The sequence below is a fragment of the Streptomyces sp. NBC_00647 genome (assembly GCF_045207245.1).
Taxonomy (GTDB): domain Bacteria; phylum Actinomycetota; class Actinomycetes; order Streptomycetales; family Streptomycetaceae; genus Streptomyces.
This window is the reverse complement of record NZ_CP109040.1, coordinates 3,853,739-3,871,157: the sequence shown is the minus strand read 5'-3', so window position 1 is coordinate 3,871,157 and position 17,419 is coordinate 3,853,739. Positions and strand designations below refer to the sequence as shown.

17 protein-coding genes, 2 tRNA genes and 1 pseudogene are annotated in these 17,419 nt (G+C 70.8%); 17 read left to right on the top strand and 3 right to left on the bottom strand.

The genetic code is table 11. The features are described from left to right. Positions 1 to 79: 79 nt before the first annotated feature. The gene (gene obgE / locus OG788_RS16990; protein WP_351538662.1) at positions 80 to 1,516 is read left to right on the top strand and encodes a GTPase ObgE; all 1,437 of its coding nucleotides are present in this window, start codon (positions 80 to 82) and stop codon (positions 1,514 to 1,516) included. Between the two features lie 397 nt (positions 1,517 to 1,913). Here the strand turns inward: obgE and OG788_RS16985 are convergent, their stop codons facing one another. Beyond that, on the bottom strand, positions 1,914 to 4,022 hold the full coding sequence (locus OG788_RS16985; RefSeq protein ID WP_406371752.1) for a hypothetical protein: 2,109 nt from the start codon (positions 4,020 to 4,022) through the stop codon (positions 1,914 to 1,916). Positions 4,023 to 4,431: 409 nt separating this feature from the next. Here OG788_RS16985 and proB point away from each other — a divergent pair, with 409 nt between their 5' ends. The 5 genes from proB to OG788_RS16960 all read left to right on the top strand — a co-directional run bounded on the left by proB (position 4,432) and on the right by OG788_RS16960 (position 9,951). Beyond that, positions 4,432 to 5,571 (top strand): glutamate 5-kinase, encoded by a 1,140-nt coding sequence (proB, locus tag OG788_RS16980; RefSeq protein WP_351538657.1) that lies wholly within the window; start codon positions 4,432 to 4,434, stop codon positions 5,569 to 5,571. A gap of 278 nt (positions 5,572 to 5,849) precedes the next feature. Continuing rightward, on the top strand, positions 5,850 to 6,308 hold the full coding sequence (locus OG788_RS16975; RefSeq protein WP_266765684.1) for a hypothetical protein: 459 nt from the start codon (positions 5,850 to 5,852) through the stop codon (positions 6,306 to 6,308). Between the two features lie 61 nt (positions 6,309 to 6,369). After that, the gene (locus tag OG788_RS16970; protein WP_406371751.1) at positions 6,370 to 7,656 is read left to right on the top strand and encodes a glutamate-5-semialdehyde dehydrogenase; all 1,287 of its coding nucleotides are present in this window, start codon (positions 6,370 to 6,372) and stop codon (positions 7,654 to 7,656) included. Between the two features lie 461 nt (positions 7,657 to 8,117). After that, positions 8,118 to 8,759, top strand: a complete 642-nt coding sequence (locus tag OG788_RS16965; RefSeq protein ID WP_406371750.1) for a hypothetical protein — start codon at positions 8,118 to 8,120, stop codon at positions 8,757 to 8,759. Positions 8,760 to 8,883: 124 nt separating this feature from the next. Beyond that, a complete protein-coding gene (locus OG788_RS16960) occupies positions 8,884 to 9,951 on the top strand; it encodes a hypothetical protein (protein ID WP_406371748.1) in 1,068 nt (355 codons plus the stop codon). 61 nt (positions 9,952 to 10,012) lie between these two features. Here OG788_RS16960 and OG788_RS16955 read toward each other — a convergent pair whose 3' ends face one another. Beyond that, positions 10,013 to 11,134, bottom strand: a complete 1,122-nt coding sequence (locus tag OG788_RS16955) for a M48 family metallopeptidase (RefSeq protein ID WP_406371746.1) — start codon at positions 11,132 to 11,134, stop codon at positions 10,013 to 10,015. Between the two features lie 70 nt (positions 11,135 to 11,204). On the opposite strand from OG788_RS16955, the gene OG788_RS16950 reads away from it, so the two are divergent. The 7 genes from OG788_RS16950 to OG788_RS16920 all read left to right on the top strand — a co-directional run bounded on the left by OG788_RS16950 (position 11,205) and on the right by OG788_RS16920 (position 15,867). Next, entirely contained in the window at positions 11,205 to 11,396 is a 192-nt protein-coding gene (locus tag OG788_RS16950; RefSeq protein WP_351538721.1) for a hypothetical protein, read from the top strand. A 291-nt stretch (positions 11,397 to 11,687) separates the two neighbouring features. Next, positions 11,688 to 11,849, top strand: a complete 162-nt coding sequence (locus OG788_RS16945; RefSeq protein ID WP_266758661.1) for a hypothetical protein — start codon at positions 11,688 to 11,690, stop codon at positions 11,847 to 11,849. A gap of 69 nt (positions 11,850 to 11,918) precedes the next feature. Further along, positions 11,919 to 12,647 (top strand): nicotinate-nucleotide adenylyltransferase, encoded by a 729-nt coding sequence (nadD, locus tag OG788_RS16940; RefSeq protein ID WP_351538645.1) that lies wholly within the window; start codon positions 11,919 to 11,921, stop codon positions 12,645 to 12,647. Positions 12,648 to 12,666: 19 nt separating this feature from the next. Then, complete coding sequence (locus OG788_RS16935; RefSeq protein ID WP_406371745.1) at positions 12,667 to 14,439, top strand: LCP family protein; 1,773 nt, start codon at positions 12,667 to 12,669, stop codon at positions 14,437 to 14,439. Positions 14,440 to 14,551: 112 nt separating this feature from the next. Beyond that, the gene (rsfS, locus tag OG788_RS16930; protein WP_356462162.1) at positions 14,552 to 14,995 is read left to right on the top strand and encodes a ribosome silencing factor; all 444 of its coding nucleotides are present in this window, start codon (positions 14,552 to 14,554) and stop codon (positions 14,993 to 14,995) included. After that, entirely contained in the window at positions 14,992 to 15,678 is a 687-nt protein-coding gene (locus OG788_RS16925; RefSeq protein ID WP_406371742.1) for a histidine phosphatase family protein, read from the top strand. Before rsfS ends, OG788_RS16925 begins: the two co-directional genes overlap by 4 nt. 116 nt (positions 15,679 to 15,794) lie before the next feature. Beyond that, positions 15,795 to 15,867: transfer RNA gene (locus OG788_RS16920), tRNA-Ala, on the top strand. Between the two features lie 30 nt (positions 15,868 to 15,897). Here OG788_RS16920 and OG788_RS16915 read toward each other — a convergent pair. Further along, a complete protein-coding gene (locus OG788_RS16915) occupies positions 15,898 to 16,071 on the bottom strand; it encodes a hypothetical protein (protein ID WP_406371740.1) in 174 nt (57 codons plus the stop codon). A 77-nt stretch (positions 16,072 to 16,148) separates the two neighbouring features. Between OG788_RS16915 and OG788_RS16910 the strand changes: the two are divergent. The 4 genes and pseudogenes from OG788_RS16910 to OG788_RS16895 form a co-directional block, all read left to right on the top strand. After that, a pseudogene (locus tag OG788_RS16910) lies at positions 16,149 to 16,346 on the top strand (MFS transporter); the annotation flags it as partial. Positions 16,347 to 16,415: 69 nt separating this feature from the next. After that, on the top strand, positions 16,416 to 16,589 hold the full coding sequence (locus tag OG788_RS16905; protein ID WP_261702676.1) for a hypothetical protein: 174 nt from the start codon (positions 16,416 to 16,418) through the stop codon (positions 16,587 to 16,589). Between the two features lie 3 nt (positions 16,590 to 16,592). Beyond that, positions 16,593 to 16,826, top strand: a complete 234-nt coding sequence (locus OG788_RS16900) for a hypothetical protein (protein WP_010986886.1) — start codon at positions 16,593 to 16,595, stop codon at positions 16,824 to 16,826. A 436-nt stretch (positions 16,827 to 17,262) separates the two neighbouring features. Then, positions 17,263 to 17,335, top strand: a tRNA-Ala gene (locus tag OG788_RS16895). The last annotated feature ends 84 nt before the right edge of the window (positions 17,336 to 17,419 follow it).

Genomic DNA, 17,419 nt, shown 5'->3' with positions numbered 1-17,419 from the left:
AAGCGGGTCCGCCTTTCGCGTGTTACGTAAGAGACATTCCGTACGTACAGAAGTAACCGAAGTGCTGGAGGCACCCCACATGACCACCTTCGTGGACCGCGTCGAGCTGCATGTCGCCGCGGGTAGCGGAGGTCACGGCTGTGCCTCCGTACACCGGGAGAAGTTCAAGCCGCTCGGCGGCCCGGACGGCGGCAACGGTGGCCGTGGCGGTGACGTGATCCTGGTCGTCGACCAGTCCGTCACCACGCTGCTCGACTATCACCACTCACCGCACCGCAAGGCGACCAGCGGCAAGCCCGGCGAGGGCGGCAACCGTTCCGGCAAGGACGGCCAGGACCTGGTCCTGCCCGTACCGGACGGCACGGTCGTGCTCGACAAGGCGGGCAACGTCCTCGCCGACCTCGTCGGACAGGGCACCACGTACGTCGCCGCCGAGGGCGGCCGCGGCGGCCTCGGCAACGCGGCGCTGTCCTCGGCCCGCCGCAAGGCACCCGGCTTCGCGCTGCTCGGCGTGCCCGGAGGCATGCAGGACATCGTCCTCGAGCTGAAGACCGTCGCCGACGTGGCGCTCGTCGGCTACCCGAGCGCCGGCAAGTCCTCGCTCATCTCGGTCCTGTCCGCCGCCAAGCCGAAGATCGCGGACTACCCCTTCACGACCCTCGTCCCGAACCTGGGCGTGGTGACCGCGGGCGAGACCGTCTACACCATCGCCGACGTGCCCGGCCTCATCCCCGGCGCGAGTCAGGGCAAGGGCCTCGGCCTCGAGTTCCTGCGTCACGTGGAGCGGTGCAGCGTGCTCGTCCACATCCTGGACACGGCCACCCTCGAGTCCGAGCGTGACCCGATCTCCGACCTCGACATCATCGAGGAGGAGCTGAAGCAGTACGGCGGCCTGGACAACCGTCCGCGCATGGTCGTCCTCAACAAGATCGACGTACCGGACGGCAAGGACCTCGCGGAGATGGTCCGCCCCGACCTGGAGAGCCGCGGCTACCGCGTCTTCGAGGTGTCCGCGGTCGCCCACATGGGTCTGAAGGAGCTGTCCTTCGCGCTCGCCGAGATGGTCGCGGCCGCGCGGGCCGCGAAGCCCAAGGAGGAGGCGACCCGCATCGTCATCCGCCCGAAGGCGGTCGACGACGCCGGCTTCACCGTGGCGCAGGAGGAGGACGGCCTTTTCCGCGTGCGCGGCGAGAAGCCCGAACGCTGGGTGCGCCAGACCGACTTCAGCAACGACGAGGCCGTCGGCTACCTCGCCGACCGGCTCGCTCGCCTCGGTGTCGAGGAGAAGCTGATGAAGGCGGGCGCCCGCTCCGGCGACGGCGTCGCCATCGGCCCCGAGGACAACGCGGTCGTCTTCGACTGGGAGCCCACCGTCATGGCCGGTGCGGAGATGCTGGGCCGCCGTGGCGAGGACCACCGCTTCGAGGCTCCGCGCCCCGCCGCGCAGCGCCGCCGCGACCAGCAGGCCGAGCGGGACGAGTCGCAGAAGGAGTACGACGACTTCGAGCCGTTCTAGGCAGCAGGAGCGTCAGCAGCGCGGGCCCGACCTCTCCGGAGGCCGGGCCCGTACTTGTTGTGAGGCCGTCCGATCTGTCCCATGGCCAGGCCCGTACTTGCTGTGCGGCCGTCCGATCTGACCCATGGCCGGGCCCGCGCTTGCTGTGCGGGTCGGTGGTTCTCCGGAAGCCGGGACCGTACTTGTGGTGTGGCCGGCCCATCCATCCGGAGGTCGTGCCCGCATTCGCTGTGGGGGCGGCCGACATGGGGCCGGATCCGCGGCCGGGGTCGGCCCCGCGCCGGCCTCCGCGGACGGCGGCGTCGACGGCCGTGGCCGCGTGGAAAACCCCAGGGGCCGGATCGCGTGGATCCGGCCCCTGGGGTTCTGTCCGGCCGCCGGAGGGGCGGCCGAGGTGCTACGCGTTGACCGAGTCCTCGGCTCCGCTGTCCTCCGAGTCCGAGTCCGGGCCCAGTCCCTGGTCGGACTCCTGGGCCGTCTCCTCGGCCGCCCCGCGCTGCGAGGGGATCTCCGCGGCGAGGCGGGAGTTCATGCGCACCCGGCGCTCGTCCGCCTTCGTGCACAGGTCCGCGATCGCCGCGTCGAAGCGGGCGAGGGACGGCGGGTCCGAGGGGCCCAGCAGGTGTTCCTTGAGCTCCGCGCGGGCCGCCGTGAACGTGTCGCGCTCCGGGTGGCGGACCGCGTCCAGGAGGGCCGGGACACCGTCCGCGGCGGGCGTGAGGATCGCGCCCGCGGACACCGTGGGGAACCCGGCGCGGAAGGCCGCCTCCGGCAGACCCGAGGTGTTCGCGACCGCGTAGGGCTTCTCGCTGGACAGCCAGTCCGAGACGACCGACGAGACGTCGCTGATCAGCAGGTCGGCCCGGTTGAAGCAGGCGAAGATCGCCGGACGCGCGTCCGTGATGATCTGGTGCTCCCACTCCGGGAAGGACGCCCAGAACGCGGACTCCCACGCCGTCGTCGCCAGGGCGATCTCCGCCTCGCGGTCACCGCGCGGCGCGCCCTGCAGCAGCATCCGCTCCATCTCGTCCGCGCTGTTGCGGAAGGCGGTGGAGGTCAGGGTGTCCAGCTCGGCCGTACGGCGGGCCAGTTCGGCCGCGGCCTCCGGGCCGGGACGGGCGCCGGAACGCCGGGTGTTGGCCTCGCGGATCATCGCCATGATGCGCTCGTTGGCCCGGCCCGCGCGCGGGTCGACGGAGCCGGTCATCGGGTGCGGCTTGTACAGCAGGCGCACGCTTTCGTCGGCCAGCAGGTGGCGCACTATGTTCTCGCCGGCCAGGACCACGGAGGTGTTGCCCGGGTTGCCGTCCCAGCCCTCCCAGGTGGGGGCGTACAGGACGGTCGTGTACGTGCCCGTCGGCGGGCCGGAGTAGAGGCGTATCGGCGTCAGCTGCGGCCGGCCGACCTCGACGATGTTCTTGTCCTCGACGCCGACCTCGGCGAGCGCGTACCGCTCACGGGCGGCGGGACCGGCGACCCACACCTCGTCGTACGCCTTCGCGTACGGGTTGCAGGAGGAGAGCTTGTCGCTCTCGCCGTGGTTGATGAAGGCGTGCTTGATCGTGGGGATGCGCAGCACCTGCGAGGTCTTCGCGGCGTTGGCCGGGTGCAGCATCATCTTCAGCGTCGAGTTCTCCAGCGAGAACATCGTGGAGACCTTCGGGAAACAGATGATCGGGACGTCGGTCGCGTCGATCTTCTGCACCATGAAGCGCTCACGCAGCACGATCAGCGGCCTGGCGTCGATCTGCGAGAGCGTGGAGAGCCACATGTTCGCCTGGTACGCGGACGAACTGCCGCCCGAGAAGTACATGGCCACCGTCGGCTGGTAGTCCGCCAGCCACTGGTCGACCCACTCCATGACCTTCGCCTCGCCCTTGGCGCGCTTCTTGGGAAGCAGCCAGGTGCCGAGGTACACGGTGCCGCCGAGGGCCAGTACGAGGGCGATGCCCTCGCCCACGGCGCCCCAGACGGCGTTCGTGGTGGCGGCGGTGACCAGCAGACCGGCCGTCGTGGGGAGGGAGAAGGCCAGCAGACGGTGGCCCTGGCGACGGGCCAGGATGCGCGGCGGCGCGGCGGTCAGACGCAGCGTGGACGCGTCGATGTTCCGGGTGACGATCGGCAGCGTGCGAGTGCGGCGCACCAGGACCGAGACGGCGTGGCAGGAGAAGTGCAGTGCGTAGAAGGCGCATATCCCGACCAGCAGGGGTGCCTGCTCGTGCGTCGGGTTGATGCCGTCGATCCGCAGCAGCCCCACCAGGACCAGCATGTCGCGCAGCAGCTGGCGGACGGTGACGTCGAAGCGCACCTTTCCGAGGACCGAGACCAGACCGGGGTCGCGATACTGCAGGTACAGGTCCAGAAGGAGTCCCGCCGCGCTGGCGGCGACGAACACCTGGACGTTCGGCAGCAGCGCGGAAGCGATCTGGGCCGTGAAGAAGGCGAGCATCGCGAACAGCGCGGAGAGCTGCACGATGCGGCGGGGGGCGAGGCCTGCGGAAGGCACGGGCTGGGCTCCTGCGAGGGGGATGCAGCGGATGGGGAATCGAGTGCGGCCGCGCTGTCACCAACGGAGGCCGAAGACTCACCGTATGACCTGAAGACCCGGCTAACAATCTTCCGTGGGGACAATCACTGCATAGCGCACATATTGCCCGCAGACTCTGTGCGCGGGCCGTGTGCGGGCGCTTCCGGGAGTGGTCTCGCCCACACGCGAACCCCCGGTCGTCGTCCTACGGGAACAGAGGCCGTCGTCCTGCCGGAACCGTGGTGGTCGTCCTGCCGGAACCGTGGTCGGCGTCCTATGGGAACCGCGGTCGCACCCGGGTCGTCCGCCCGTCGAAACAGGGAGACGCCCGGCGCCCCCGCTCGCGTAGATTGCACACACCGGGCTCGTCGGAACATTGGGGAATCGCGTGTCAGCGGCAAGGAAAGCGGAGCGAGCGGGCGTTTCCGAGGCCCACAGGATCGTCGTCAAGGTGGGCTCCTCGTCGCTCACCACCGCCTCGGGCGGCCTCGACGCGGACCGGGTCGACGCCCTCGTGGACGTCCTCGCCAAGGCCCGCAGCGGAGGCGAGAGGGAGATCGTCCTCGTCTCGTCCGGCGCCATCGCCGCCGGGCTCGCGCCGCTCGGACTGCGCCGCCGCCCCAAGGACCTCGCCCGCCAGCAGGCCGCCGCCAGCGTCGGCCAGGGCCTCCTGATGGCCCGCTACACCGCCTCCTTCGCCCGCTACGGCATCCGCGTCGGACAGGTGCTCCTCACCTCCGACGACACCAGCCGGCGCGCTCACCACCGCAATGCCTCGCGCACCCTCGACAAACTCCTCGCGATGGGCGCCCTGCCGGTCGTCAACGAGAACGACACGGTGGCCACGGACGAGATCCGCTTCGGAGACAACGACCGTCTCGCCGCCCTCGTCGCCCATCTCGTACGCGCCGATCTGCTCGTCCTGCTCTCCGACGTGGACGGGGTCTACGACGGCGACCCCAGCAAGCCCGGCACCTCGCGGATCGCGCAGGTACGGGACCCCGCGGACCTCGCCGGGATCGAGATCGGCAGCACGGGCAAGGCCGGCGTCGGCACCGGTGGCATGGTCACCAAGGTCGAGGCGGCCAGGATCGCCGCCGCGGCCGGTATCCCCGTGGTGCTGACCAGCGCGGTCCACGCCGCCGACGCCCTCGCGGCCCGGGACACGGGCACCTACTTCCACGCCACCGGCAAGCGGTCCGCCGACCGGCTGCTGTGGCTCCAGCACGCCTCCACCCCGCAGGGCGCGCTCACGCTGGACGACGGAGCCGTGCGCGCGGTCGTCCAGCGCCGCACGTCGCTGCTGCCCGCGGGCATCGCGGCCGTCGAGGGCGAGTTCACCGCGGGCGACCCGGTCGAACTGCGTGACAGCACGGGCCGGGCCGTCGCACGAGGACTGGTCAACTTCGACGCCAAGGAGATCCCCCAGCTGATCGGCCGCTCCACCCGGGAGCTGGCGCGCGAGCTGGGTCCCGCGTACGAGCGCGAGGTCGTGCACCGCGACGACCTCGTCCTGCTGAACCCGTGAAGCTCGCGCTCCGGCGCGTTCCCGGACCGCGTCCGTGAGACGCGCGTCCCGCTCCTCGGATGCCACGGGGACCTCATGCGCCAGACGCCGCTTCCGGAGCCCCAGTGGCATCCCTGAAACAGCTGTCCACTACACCCGTAAACGGCCGAATCCCCCGCCCCCACCGGGGGACGTTCCGTAAAACCGCCACACGGCGGCTTCTCACCTGCTCAACTTTGTGGCAGGGAGAGTCCGGGATCCGGTACGACCATTGGGTAAAGGAGGCCGTCGTGAGACGAGTGCGCCCTGGGGCGGCGGCGTCCCGCGGTGGTCCCGCCTCCCGTGCGCCGGGCGAGGAACGGGCCCTGACCAGTGTCGCGGCCGGTGACACCTACGAGGGCGAGCGACCGGCCGACCAGCCCCGGCTGTGGCACGTCACGCTGAGCGTGTCGGGCGGCGAGGCCCCGCTGACCGAGGTCAGGCGCGCTCTCGAACAGCTGGCCCACGACCACCCCTTCCTGCTGACCAGCCGGTACGCCAACGACCACGCGGAGATCCGCTACTGGGAAGAGGCCCGCGACCTGCACGACGCGGCGGCCGTCGCGCTGCGCCTGTGGGGCGAGCACCGCCAGACCGCCAAACTCCCGCCCTGGGAGATCGTCGGCCTGGAGGTCATCGACCGCGAGACGTACCACCAGCGGATCGCGGAAGGGTACGGGCCGCTGCCCGCGACTCCTGTGGGAGTTCACCCGTTTTGAGCCTGTCTCGTCGTATGGGACAACCGCTGGACGGGCCCGCCGGGCGCACTACCCTTCCCTCATGACCACGCTCTCGCCGTACGACTCCATGTCCCCGGTCGCCCAGGCCGCCTATCGCGCGAAGTCCGCCGCCGCCGACCTGGCACCCCTGCCGCGGGCCGAGAAGGACGACGCGCTGCTCGCGATCGCGGACGCGCTGGAAGTCCGTACGAGCGAGATCGTCGCCGCCAACGCCAAGGACATCGCGAAGGCCCGCGAGGCCGGGACCAGCGAGACCGTCATCGACCGGCTCACGCTCACCCCCGAGCGCGTGCGCGCCATCGCCTCCGACGTCCGTGACGTGGTGGCGCTGCCCGACCCGGTCGGCGAGGTCGTCCGCGGCTCGACCCTCCCGAACGGCATCGACCTGCGCCAGGTCCGCGTCCCGCTCGGCGTCGTCGGCATCATCTACGAGGCCCGCCCGAACGTGACCGTCGACGCGGCCGCCCTGTGCCTGAAGTCCGGCAATGCGGTCCTGCTGCGCGGCTCGTCCTCCGCCTACGAGTCGAACACGGCCCTCGTCCGGGTCCTGCGCGACGCCGTGGGCGGCGCCGGACTGCCCGCCGACGCCGTCCAGCTCGTGCCCGGCGAGGGCCGGGAGTCGGTCCGCGAGCTGATGCGCGCCCGCGGCCTGGTCGACGTCCTCATCCCGCGCGGCGGCGCGTCCCTGATCCGCACGGTCGTCCAGGAGTCCACCGTCCCGGTCATCGAGACCGGCACCGGCAACTGCCATGTGTACGTCGACGCGAACGCCGACCTCGACATGGCGATCGACATCCTGATCAACTCCAAGGCCCAGCGGCCCAGCGTCTGCAACTCCGCCGAGACCCTCCTGGTCCACCAGGACATCGCCGCCGACTTCCTGCCGCGCGCCCTGGACGCCCTCGCGGACGCCGGGGTCACCGTGCACGCCGACGAGCGCGTCCTCGCGTACGCCAAGGACTCCAAGGCCACCGCCGTCGAGGCCACGGCGGAGGACTGGGACACGGAGTACCTGTCCTACGACATCGCCGCGGCCGTCGTGGACTCCCTCGACCGGGCCGTGACGCACATCCGGCTGTGGAGCTCCGGCCACACCGAGGCCATCGTGACCACCTCGCAGCAGGCCGCCCGCCGCTTCACCCAGCTGGTCGACTCCACGACGGTCGCGGTGAACGCCTCGACCCGCTTCACCGACGGCGGTCAGTTCGGCTTCGGCGCCGAGATCGGCATCTCCACCCAGAAGCTGCACGCCCGGGGCCCGATGGGGCTGCCGGAGCTGACGAGCACGAAGTACATCGTCACGGGCGACGGCCACATCCGGCGCTGAGACACCGGCAGGGGCCGGGGGTACGCCCGCCGGGCCGCGAGTCGCGGCCCACAGGCCGAGGGGCCGCGGGGCGGACGTACGTCGGCCGCGGAACGGCGCGTAGGGCGAGCCGTGGCTCCCGGAGACCGGCGCGCGCCCCGAAAGGCCGGAGGCGAGCCTGTGGGGCCGTACGGGCGCTCTTGAGTCGTGCGCGGAGGGCGCCGGCGGATGTTCCAGGGCACCCCGGCGAGCCGGACAAGGGGCCCGCGGAGCTCGCGTGGACGAATGAGGCGGCTTCGCGGAAGGGTCGCTCTCCGCCGGACGCCGGACGCCGGACGCGCGGTGGGCGTGCGGAGGGCGTGCGCGGGGCGCACAGGTGGCATCGTGCCGCGCGCCGGGGCGTGCGGTGGGCGGTTCACGGCCCGCGATCCGAGCAAGGCGCGTCTCGTCAGGTGGATGAATTTCCATACCGTCTGCCCAAATTGACCCCCCAGGTCTACTCTGGATCCGTGCCGGAGGACGTGGGGGGCACGCCGTTCCCTGACGGCTGGGAGCCCGACGACGACCGCGACCGCGGGGGTGCGGACGAAGAGTTCGCCTCCGTGGTCTTCGACGAGGACTTCGTACGGGCGGCGGTGATTCACGAACCGACCGCCGTGGAGCGACTGCTCGCCGCGGCCCAGGCTCGCGCGGATGCCTCCGAGGCCGAGGCGCGCCGGGCACGCACCCGCGGCGCCCGCAGTGACGACGAGCGCTACGAGGACGGCTTCGGCCCCGACGACCACGGCGATTTCGACCACGACTCCGACCTGGACGACCCGGACGACACCGAGGTCCTGGAGGGTCGCTACGGCGTACCGGGCATGTACGGCCGGCCCTACGGCAGGCAGACCCGCTGGCACCGCCCCGTCGCCTGGATCCTCGCCCTCGTCATGGGCGTCGGCATGGTCGCCCTCGCCTTCACGGCGGTCTACCGGGGTGCCTCCTCGGGCCGTCAGGAGCAGGTCCCCTCGCCCGCCTCCTCCGGCCTCGAACAGGGCCGGGAGAAGGTCACCGGCACCGGACCCTCGGCCTCGGCCGACTACTCCCAGCCGGCCGTGTCGGCGGTACCGCGAACGCCCTGAGGCCGGTCCGCCCGTCGAGGCGCGGACGATCCCTCGAACAGCGTGACCGTCCTGGTGAGAACCTGTCAGAACTTGTCGCATACCACAGCGTTTACCTGGGCTCCCGGCGACCTACTCTGAATGTATGGGCGGGCCTGGAGACCCACCTGAGGGGACACCCGAGGGCGCCCCCACTGGTGGAGAGGACGAGTATCGATCCGTCGTCTTCGACGAGTCGTTCGTCCGTGCTGCCCGCCTCCAGGAGTTCTCCGCCCAGGAACGCATGGCCGACCACAGCCCGGCCGTACGCCGCCGCCCGCCCCTGCAGCGCGGGCTGTCCCGGCAGGCGCTGATCCTCGTCCTGTTGATCGCCATCGCCTTCGGCACCGCGATCTACATGGGCGTACGCCACCCGTACCAGACCCCCGCCACCCAGCCGGCCGAACCGCTGCGGATGACGGTGATCCCCCTCGCCCCGCAGACCGCCGTGCCCGGCGCCAGGAGCACCGCCAAGCTGTACGCCGACAGCCCGGCCGCCCAGTTCCGCATAGGTGCCGACGGCGTCACGATGCCCGCCTCCCGGCGCACCGCGCACTTCTCCGACGGCCAGGTCGTGACCGCTCTGACCACCGCCAAGGACTACCTCGTCGAGTCGTCCCTCGACCCGAGCGTCCTGACCGGAGGCGCCACCCGGCCCGTACGGGTCCTGCTCGACCCGCAGCAACTCGACCAGTTCGACCAGAGCTTCGAGCACCCCGTCGCCGACGGACGGCACGCGCCGACCGGCTGGCTGGTCCGCTTCGACGCGACCCGGGCGCAGCTCGCCGACAAGAAGATCCGGGTGCAGGGCACCCTCCAGGCCGCCGAGTTCGACGCGAACACCCTGGAGGTCATCGCCGACCACACCTTCGTCTACGCGCTGAAGCCGGCCGGCGCGAACGCCGAGGCCAAGGCGTCACTGTTCACGGTCCGGCGCGAGCTGCACTTCCGCTTCGACCGTGACGACCTGCGCATGCACCAGGCCCAGCTGGCGGTGTCCTACGTCCAGGCCGGCCCGCTCGCCTGTTCCGAGGACTCGGTGAGCCGGTTCCGGCCGCTGCTCGCGGGCCAGACGGCCAAGGCGGGCGGCCCGGCCGGCACCGACCCGTACGCCACCGGCAGCGCGACGGCCCTGTGCGGTTCGCTGGCCAGGAGCGCCCAGCCGAAGGTGTAGCCGGACTGCCGGACTGCCGGGCGGCGCCGCGAGGTCAGGGCGGCGGCACCCGGCGTGGTGATCAGGCGCGGCCGTCGGCGTCCTCGTCGCCGGAACCACCCTCACGCGGCGCCTCCTCGGCGCCCGCGTCCTTGGGTGCGCCGGTCCCGAAGCCCCCGAAACCGCGCCGTACCCGGCCCCCGAGGTCGCCCGCACCGCCCGCGATGTCGCTGACCAGCTTCATCAGCGGGTCCTTGGAGCTCTTCATGTCGCTGGCGTAGCTGGCCGCCGACTGCCGGAAGGAGTCCGACACCGAGGTGTCCTTGTCCGCGTCGCGCCGCGGGTAGTGGCCGTCCATGATCCGCTGGTAGTCGCGGGACTCCGACCACTTCTTCAGCTCGGCCGCGCGGACCGCGGTGAAGGGGTGCGTGCGCGGCAGCACGTTGAGGATCTTGAGCACGGAGTCGCGCAGGTCACCCGCCGACTCGTACTCCTCGGCCTGCGCGAGGAACGCGTCCACGTTCATCTCGTGCAGATGGTTGCCGCCCGCGATCTTCATCAGGCCGCGCATCGAGGCCCGCAGGTCCTGGCCGACCAGGAGCCCGGCGCGGTCCGCGGACAGTTCCGACTTGCGGAACCACTCGCGCAGCGCGGTCACGATCGCCATGATCGCGAGGTTCCCCAGCGGGATCCAGGCGACCCGGACCGCGAGGCTGGTGAGGAACAGCAGGATCGTGCGGTAGACGGCGTGACCGGACAGCGCGTGGCCGACCTCGTGGCCGATGACCGCCCGCATCTCCTCCTCGTCCAGCAGCTCGACGAGCCCGGTCGTCACCACGATGATCGGATCGTCCAGACCGATGCACATCGCGTTGGGCTGCGGGTCCTGGTTCACGTACATCGGCGGGACCTTCTCCAGGTCCAGGATGTAACAGGCGTCCCGCAGCATGGCGTTGAGGTGCGCGAACTGGGCGTCCGAGACGCGCACCGAGTCGGACAGGAAGAGCAGCCGCAGGCTGCGCTCGGGCAGCAGGCCGCTGAGCGCCTTGAAGACCGTGTCGAAGCCGCTGAGCTTGCGCAGGGCCACCAGGGCCGAGCGGTCCGCCGGGTGTTCGTAGGCCCGAGAGGAGATCCCCTCGAAGCGCCTGCGCTGCCTGCTCGGCACCTTCTCGTGCCCGTTCTGCTCGTGGCCGTCGTCGGACATGTGTTCCCCCATGTGCGTCTGAGTGCCCTATGTGCCCCCAAGGCAGGGCCCAGCCTAGGCGGAGATACCGTTGACGGGCAGTACAGAGAAGGAGTCGTACGCCATGGAGCACATCCCCGCAGCCGCCTGGCTCACGGAGGCCGCGAACGCGGCAGACAAGCAGGGCCCGGGCAATCTGCTCCGAGTCGTACTGATTGTCATGATCATCGGTGCGGTCCTGGGCGCCTGGTTCCTGCTGCGCGGCTACAAGCGCGACAACTGAGGACAAGCAGGCGGCATCGGCCGAAGCCGCCACAGGCGGGGCGACCGGTCGGCCGGCCGCAAAGAACCGCTTCCGTCGAGGCGGTCACGGCCTCAGGGGCGACCGCATCGAGGGGGCGGGCCGCGGCGGACGGTCCGGCGACGCGGTCACGGCAACCGGCTTCCCCAACGGCGGAGTCGGCGTGTTCGCGGCCGAGGCGCCCGCATACGATGGGCCGACGTCTTTATCCCGCCCTCCCCCACTCTCGACTTCGCTCGAGCGGGGGACCCCCATCGGATAGGTCCTGCCGAGATGAGCTTCCAGAGCACCGCTGCACAGTTGGTCACCGTCGCCGCCGAGGGCGAGAACGGCGGGAACCACGAAAGCCTCAGCCCGTACCTGACCGGCGGCGGGGCCCTGTTCATCCTGCTTCTGCTGCTGTGGATCACCACGCGCTTCAACCGGGACCGCTGAGCCCCGTCGGGCCCGCTCGGGGCCCCTGTCGGCCGGAGCCCGTCGGCCGGGCCGGTAGGGTCTGCACGCATGGGAGAGCAGGACATGCCTACCGGTCCGGCGAGTGACACGGAGAGCGGCGCCGTCGGTGCCGCCACGGGCCGTGCGAGCGGCACGGCCGGCGGCACGGCGAAGCGCCTGACGGTCGGCCCCGGCAACGGCCCCTCGAATCCGGGCAAGCGCCGCCTCGGCGTCATGGGCGGCACCTTCGACCCGATCCACCACGGACACCTGGTCGCGGCCAGCGAGGTCGCCGCGCAGTTCCACCTCGACCAGGTGGTGTTCGTACCGACCGGGCAGCCGTGGCAGAAGACCGACCGCAAGGTCACTCCGGCCGAGGACCGCTACCTTATGACGGTCATCGCGACCGCCGAGAACCCGCAGTTCTCGGTCAGCCGGATCGACATCGACCGCGGCGGCCCGACCTACACGACGGACACGCTGCGCGACCTGCGCGCGCTCAATCCGGACGCGGACCTCTTCTTCATCACCGGCGCCGACGCTCTCGGCCAGATCCTCACCTGGCGCTACACCGAAGAACTGTTCTCCCTCGCGCACTTCATCGGGGTCACCCGGCCCGGTCACACCCTGACCGACCCGGGACTCCCGGAGGGCGGTGTCTCGCTGGTCGAGGTTCCCGCGCTCGCCATCTCGTCCACAGACTGCCGTGCGAGGGTCGCCAAGGGCGACCCCGTCTGGTACCTGGTTCCGGACGGTGTGGTGCGCTACATCGACAAGCGTGAGCTGTACCGCGGCTAGTGAGCCGAGAGGGGCACCGGTGAACGACCGATACGACGGATACGCGGGCGGCGACCAGTACGAACTCGTCGGCTACGACGAATTCGGGCAGCCTGTGTACCGACAGGTGCCGCAGCAGCCTGCGCAGGGGTACGACGGCTACGGCGCCCAGCAACAGGGCTACGGCTACGACCCCTATGCGACGGGCCGCCAGGAACCCGTCCAGCCCTACGACACGGGCCGGCAGCAGCCTGTGGCGCCGTATGACACCGGTCAGCACGAAACGGTGTCCTCCTATGACACCGGTCAGCAGCCGGCCGCCCCTTCGTACGACCGCTTCGACGCCTTCGGCACCGGCGCGCCCGGAGCCGGCGGGACCACCTCGACGTCGTACGACCCCTATGGGCGGCAGAACCCCGGCACGGCGGGCGCCGCGAGCACCGGTCAGCAGCCCCGGGTGGCCGAGCAGACCGCCTACATCCCGCAGCAGGCCGGGCCGGCGGAGGACGGTGCTCCCCGGGCCGACCGTGACTACGGCACCGAGCAGTTCGCCTTCGTCGAGGAGCAGGAAGCCGAGTCCGAAGACGTCATCGACTGGCTGAAGTTCACCGAGAACCGCACCGAGCGCCGCGAGGAGGCCAAGCGCCGCGCCCGCAGCCGGGTCGTCTCCCTGGTCGTGGTCATCGCCCTGGTCGCGGTCGGTGGCGCCGGCTACCTCTGGTACGCGGGCAAGCTTCCCGGCACCACCTCGGACAGCAAGCCGGGGACCACGACGGCCGTTGCCGCCCAGAAGCGCGACGTGATCGTCGTCCACCTGCACAACACCAAGGGCAGCGGCACCTCCACGGCCCTGCTCGTCGACAACACCACCACCAAGCAGGGCACCACCGTCCTGCTGCCCAACTCCCTCGCCCTGACGGACGACAACGGCACGACGACCACGCTCGCCAAGTCCGTCGACGACGACGGCTCGTCCGGGACCCGGGACGCGATCGACACCGTGCTCGGGACCGACATCCAGGGCACCTGGCGGCTCGACACCCCCTACCTGAACAACCTCGTCGAGCTCGTCGGCAACATCGACATCACCACCAACGCCGACGTGCCGGACCCCGCCTCCAAGAAGAAGGGCGAGGACCCGCTCGTCAAGAAGGGCGAGGACCAGACCCTCAGCGGCAAGATGGCCGTCGCCTACGCCACCTACCGGGCCTCCGGCGAGGCCCAGAACGCGCAGCTGGAGCGGTTCGGACAGGTCATGCAGGGGGTGATGCGCAAGCTGTCCTCGGACAAGCAGGCCGCGACCACCACCGTGCAGACCCTGGCGCAGATCCTCGACCCGTCCCTGACCGACCAGGACCTCGGCGCCTTCCTCGCCCAGCTCGCCGATCTCGCCAAGGGCGGCGACTACAAGACCGCGCTGCTGCCCGTGCAGCAGGACGGCACCCTGAGCGAGAGCGCCTCCGACAGCGTGATCAAGGACGTCCTGGGCGGTACGGCGAAGAGCCCCGAGGCAGGCGCCGCGGTCCGCGTGGGCATCAAGAACGCCAGCGGCGACAAGGCGGCCGCGAGCCAGGCCCGTGTCGTCCTGGTCAACGGCGGCTACACCTACCTGGACTCCGGCACCGCCGGCGCCGCCCAGGGCGTGTCGCAGATCACCTACAGCGACGCGGCCAGGAAGGCCGACGCCGTCGAGGTCGCCAAGACCCTGGGTCTGCCCACCAGCGCGGTGAAGAAGGGCAAGGTCACCACCAACGCGGATGTGTCCGTCGTCCTCGGCCAGGACTACGAGGTCAGCAGCACCCCCAAGGGGTGACCGGCATCACGCCCCGGGGCCGCCCGGGGCGTGATCGTCGAAACGCGTGGGGTGTCCTCGGCGGTCCGTGAGACCCTTGAGTCATTACTGACCGCCGACGGAAAGCCGCGTAGTGACCGCCACGGACCGCTCCATCGAGCTCATCAACACCGCCGCACAGGCGGCCGCAGACAAGCTCGCGCACGACATCATCGCCTACGACGTCAGCGACGTGCTCTCCATCACCGACGCCTTCCTGCTGGCGTCCGCGCCCAACGACCGCCAGGTCAAGTCGATCGTCGACGAGATCGAGGAGCGCCTGAGCAAGGAGCTCGGCGTCAAGCCGGTACGCCGCGAGGGCGACCGCGAGGCGCGCTGGGTGCTCCTCGACTACATCGACATCGTGGTGCACGTCCAGCACAGCGAGGAGCGCGTCTTCTACGCCCTCGAGCGCCTGTGGAAGGACTGCCCGGAGCTGGACCTGCCCGAAGAGGCCAAGGCGACCCGCGGCAAGGGCGCCGAGCACGCCAAGCTCCAGGCCGAGGAGGACTCCGCCGAACTGGGGGAGCTGCGGTGAGCGCCGAGGTCGCGAACACGGCGGGCGTGAAGGACGGCGGGAAGCCGGGCCGGGGCCGCCGCGTCATCCTGTGGCGGCACGGCCAGACCTCCTGGAACGTGGACCGCCGCTTCCAGGGCTCCACGGATGTCGAGCTGACCGAGACGGGCATCGGGCAGGCCCGTCGCGCCGCCCGGCTGCTCGCCTCGCTCAAGCCCGACGCCATCGTCGCCTCGGACCTCAAGCGCGCCGCCGCCACGGCCGCCGAGCTGGCCGAGCTCACCGGCCTCGACGTCACCCACGACGAGGGCCTGCGCGAGACCTACGCGGGCGTCTGGCAGGGGCTGACGCACGAGGAGATCATCACCCGCCACGGCGACGAGTACGCCGCGTGGAAGCGCGGCGAGCCGGTACGCCGCGGTGGAGGCGAGCTGGAGACCGAGGTCGCCGACCGCGCCGCCCCCGTGGTGCTGCGGCACACGGACAAGCTCCCCGACGACGGCACCCTCGTCGTCGTCAGCCACGGCGGCACGATCCGCACCACCATCGGCCGCCTGCTCGGCCTGGAGTCCCAGCACTGGGAGAGTCTCGGCGGCCTTTCCAACTGCTGCTGGTCCGTCCTCGGCGAAGGCGCCCGCGGCTGGCGGCTCCTGGAGCACAACGCCGGCACGCTGCCGGAGCCGGTGCTCGGCGACGACGACTGAGCGGTGCCGGAGGGCCCCCGTCCGGTCCCGCGGGCCCGGCGGGACCGGATTTCACTTTCCGGCTGGTCGCAGGCTAAAGTTCTTCTTGTTCGGCCCGCAGGGCGGGAAGAACGCAAGGGGCTATAGCTCAGTTGGTAGAGCGCCTGCATGGCATGCAGGAGGTCAGGAGTTCAATTCTCCTTAGCTCCACAGATCGACTCTCCGTCGAGTTGTCGAAGATCAGTGATGAAGAATCCCGTTCCCGTCAGGGAGCGGGATTTTTCGTTGCGCCGAAGCGGTGCCCACCGTCGCCAGGGCTGCCGCCACCACCGGGAGTTCGCCCTCCGGGGAGGCGAGCCGGCCGTCCGGCTCGCGCACAGGCACCGTGAACGGCGTCCACAGCGCGTTGTCCACGCCCGAGTTGAGGGCCTCGCGTGTGAAGAGGACGTCGCGGCAGGCGCGGTTGGTGGCGTACGTCGTCGACGCCGAGAGGCCGCTCGTCGACCGTCACGCGGCCCGGTCGGCTCACGGGCGTCGCGGTCTTCGGCACACTCTTCTTGAACCGGCTTGAGTCACTTGGGGCCCCCGGGGCGTATACCTCTGCGGACGCGCTCCTGGCGTGCACGTATGCGCCGGCCGTGACGGCTGTGCTGGGTGCTGTGTCCGGACTGGTACGAAGGCGTCGCTGACCGTATTGCTCCGGCCGTGGCAGAATCAAACGGCCGGAAGGGGGCGCGGCCCGACGGGAGGGAGAAGCGATGCCTGCCAGCATCCTCGAGGAGGTCGACGATCTCCTCGAAGTGGCACTGAACCGGAAGAAAGCCACCCTCCTCGACTGCCCTTCCTGCGGATCGGTCCACGTTGCCCAGGTCCTTGGCGACAACGGTGGAATCTCCTACGTGTGCACGGCCTGCGGCCACAGCTGGAGCTGATTGATGGGTGCGCACAGGCGGAAATGCGATTGGTGCGGCAGTGGTACGCCGATCGTCCGCGACATGGAGCCGGTCAACCACGACTACCAGTACTGGTGTGAGGAGTGCGCGCGGGCGCTGATCATAAAGGGCGACCCGATCGAGACGTACCGCGAGCTGGAGGGCGAGCCGATCTACGGACGGCTCCTCGACGAGCACTGCACCTTGAAGCGGTTCTACTCGTTCGCCACGGCCTGACCCCGCGGTCGGCCCTGGTGCCCCGCAACCAGGTGCCGTTCAGGTGCAGTTCCCGCCTGCCCGTCTGCGAGGTCCTCCTCCTGGCGCGTACCGGACCGACGGCGAAGCCGTCACCGCGCGCCGCACAGCCGCCCAGGAGCGGCGTTCGCGCCGCTCGCGGCGGAACGGGCCACCGCGGGGCCGGTAGGGCCCGTAGGGGCCATGTGGCGGTCCGGGGGTATCGGTCTCCCTGCCCTCCTCCCTGCCGACCCGGCTGTGTCTCCGGAAACCCGGCTCGGTGGCCCTCGGGAAGTCGCCCTGAAACAGACATGAGAGCCCAAATCTGTACACACGGGAAACGATTTGGTGGTGCACCAGGGGGACCGTGTAATGTTGGCGTCGCCGCCGGGGAAACCGGGCGACACGGTGAATACGCGGCCTCGCCGCGTGGCCACGAGGGGCTATAGCTCAGTTGGTAGAGCGCCTGCATGGCATGCAGGAGGTCAGGAGTTCAATTCTCCTTAGCTCCACAGACGTTGAAAGCGGGCCACCCGATCAGGGTGGTCCGCTTCTTCGTTGTCGGGCGACCTTCGAGGGGCGTGTCGAAGCGGGCC

Bases quoted from the DNA above. Each gene is read 5' to 3' on its own strand.
- obgE (WP_351538662.1), top strand. From the start codon at position 80: ATGACCACCTTCGTGGACCGCGTCGAGCTGCATGTCGCCGCGGGTAGC.
- OG788_RS16970 (WP_406371751.1), top strand. From the start codon at position 6,370: ATGACCACGCTCTCGCCGTACGACTCCATGTCCCCGGTCGCCCAGGCC.
- OG788_RS16960 (WP_406371748.1), top strand. From the start codon at position 8,884: ATGGGCGGGCCTGGAGACCCACCTGAGGGGACACCCGAGGGCGCCCCC.
- OG788_RS16955 (WP_406371746.1), bottom strand. From the start codon at position 11,134: ATGTCCGACGACGGCCACGAGCAGAACGGGCACGAGAAGGTGCCGAGC.
- OG788_RS16945 (WP_266758661.1), top strand. From the start codon at position 11,688: ATGAGCTTCCAGAGCACCGCTGCACAGTTGGTCACCGTCGCCGCCGAG.
- nadD (WP_351538645.1), top strand. From the start codon at position 11,919: ATGGGAGAGCAGGACATGCCTACCGGTCCGGCGAGTGACACGGAGAGC.
- OG788_RS16905 (WP_261702676.1), top strand. From the start codon at position 16,416: ATGCCTGCCAGCATCCTCGAGGAGGTCGACGATCTCCTCGAAGTGGCA.
- OG788_RS16900 (WP_010986886.1), top strand. From the start codon at position 16,593: ATGGGTGCGCACAGGCGGAAATGCGATTGGTGCGGCAGTGGTACGCCG.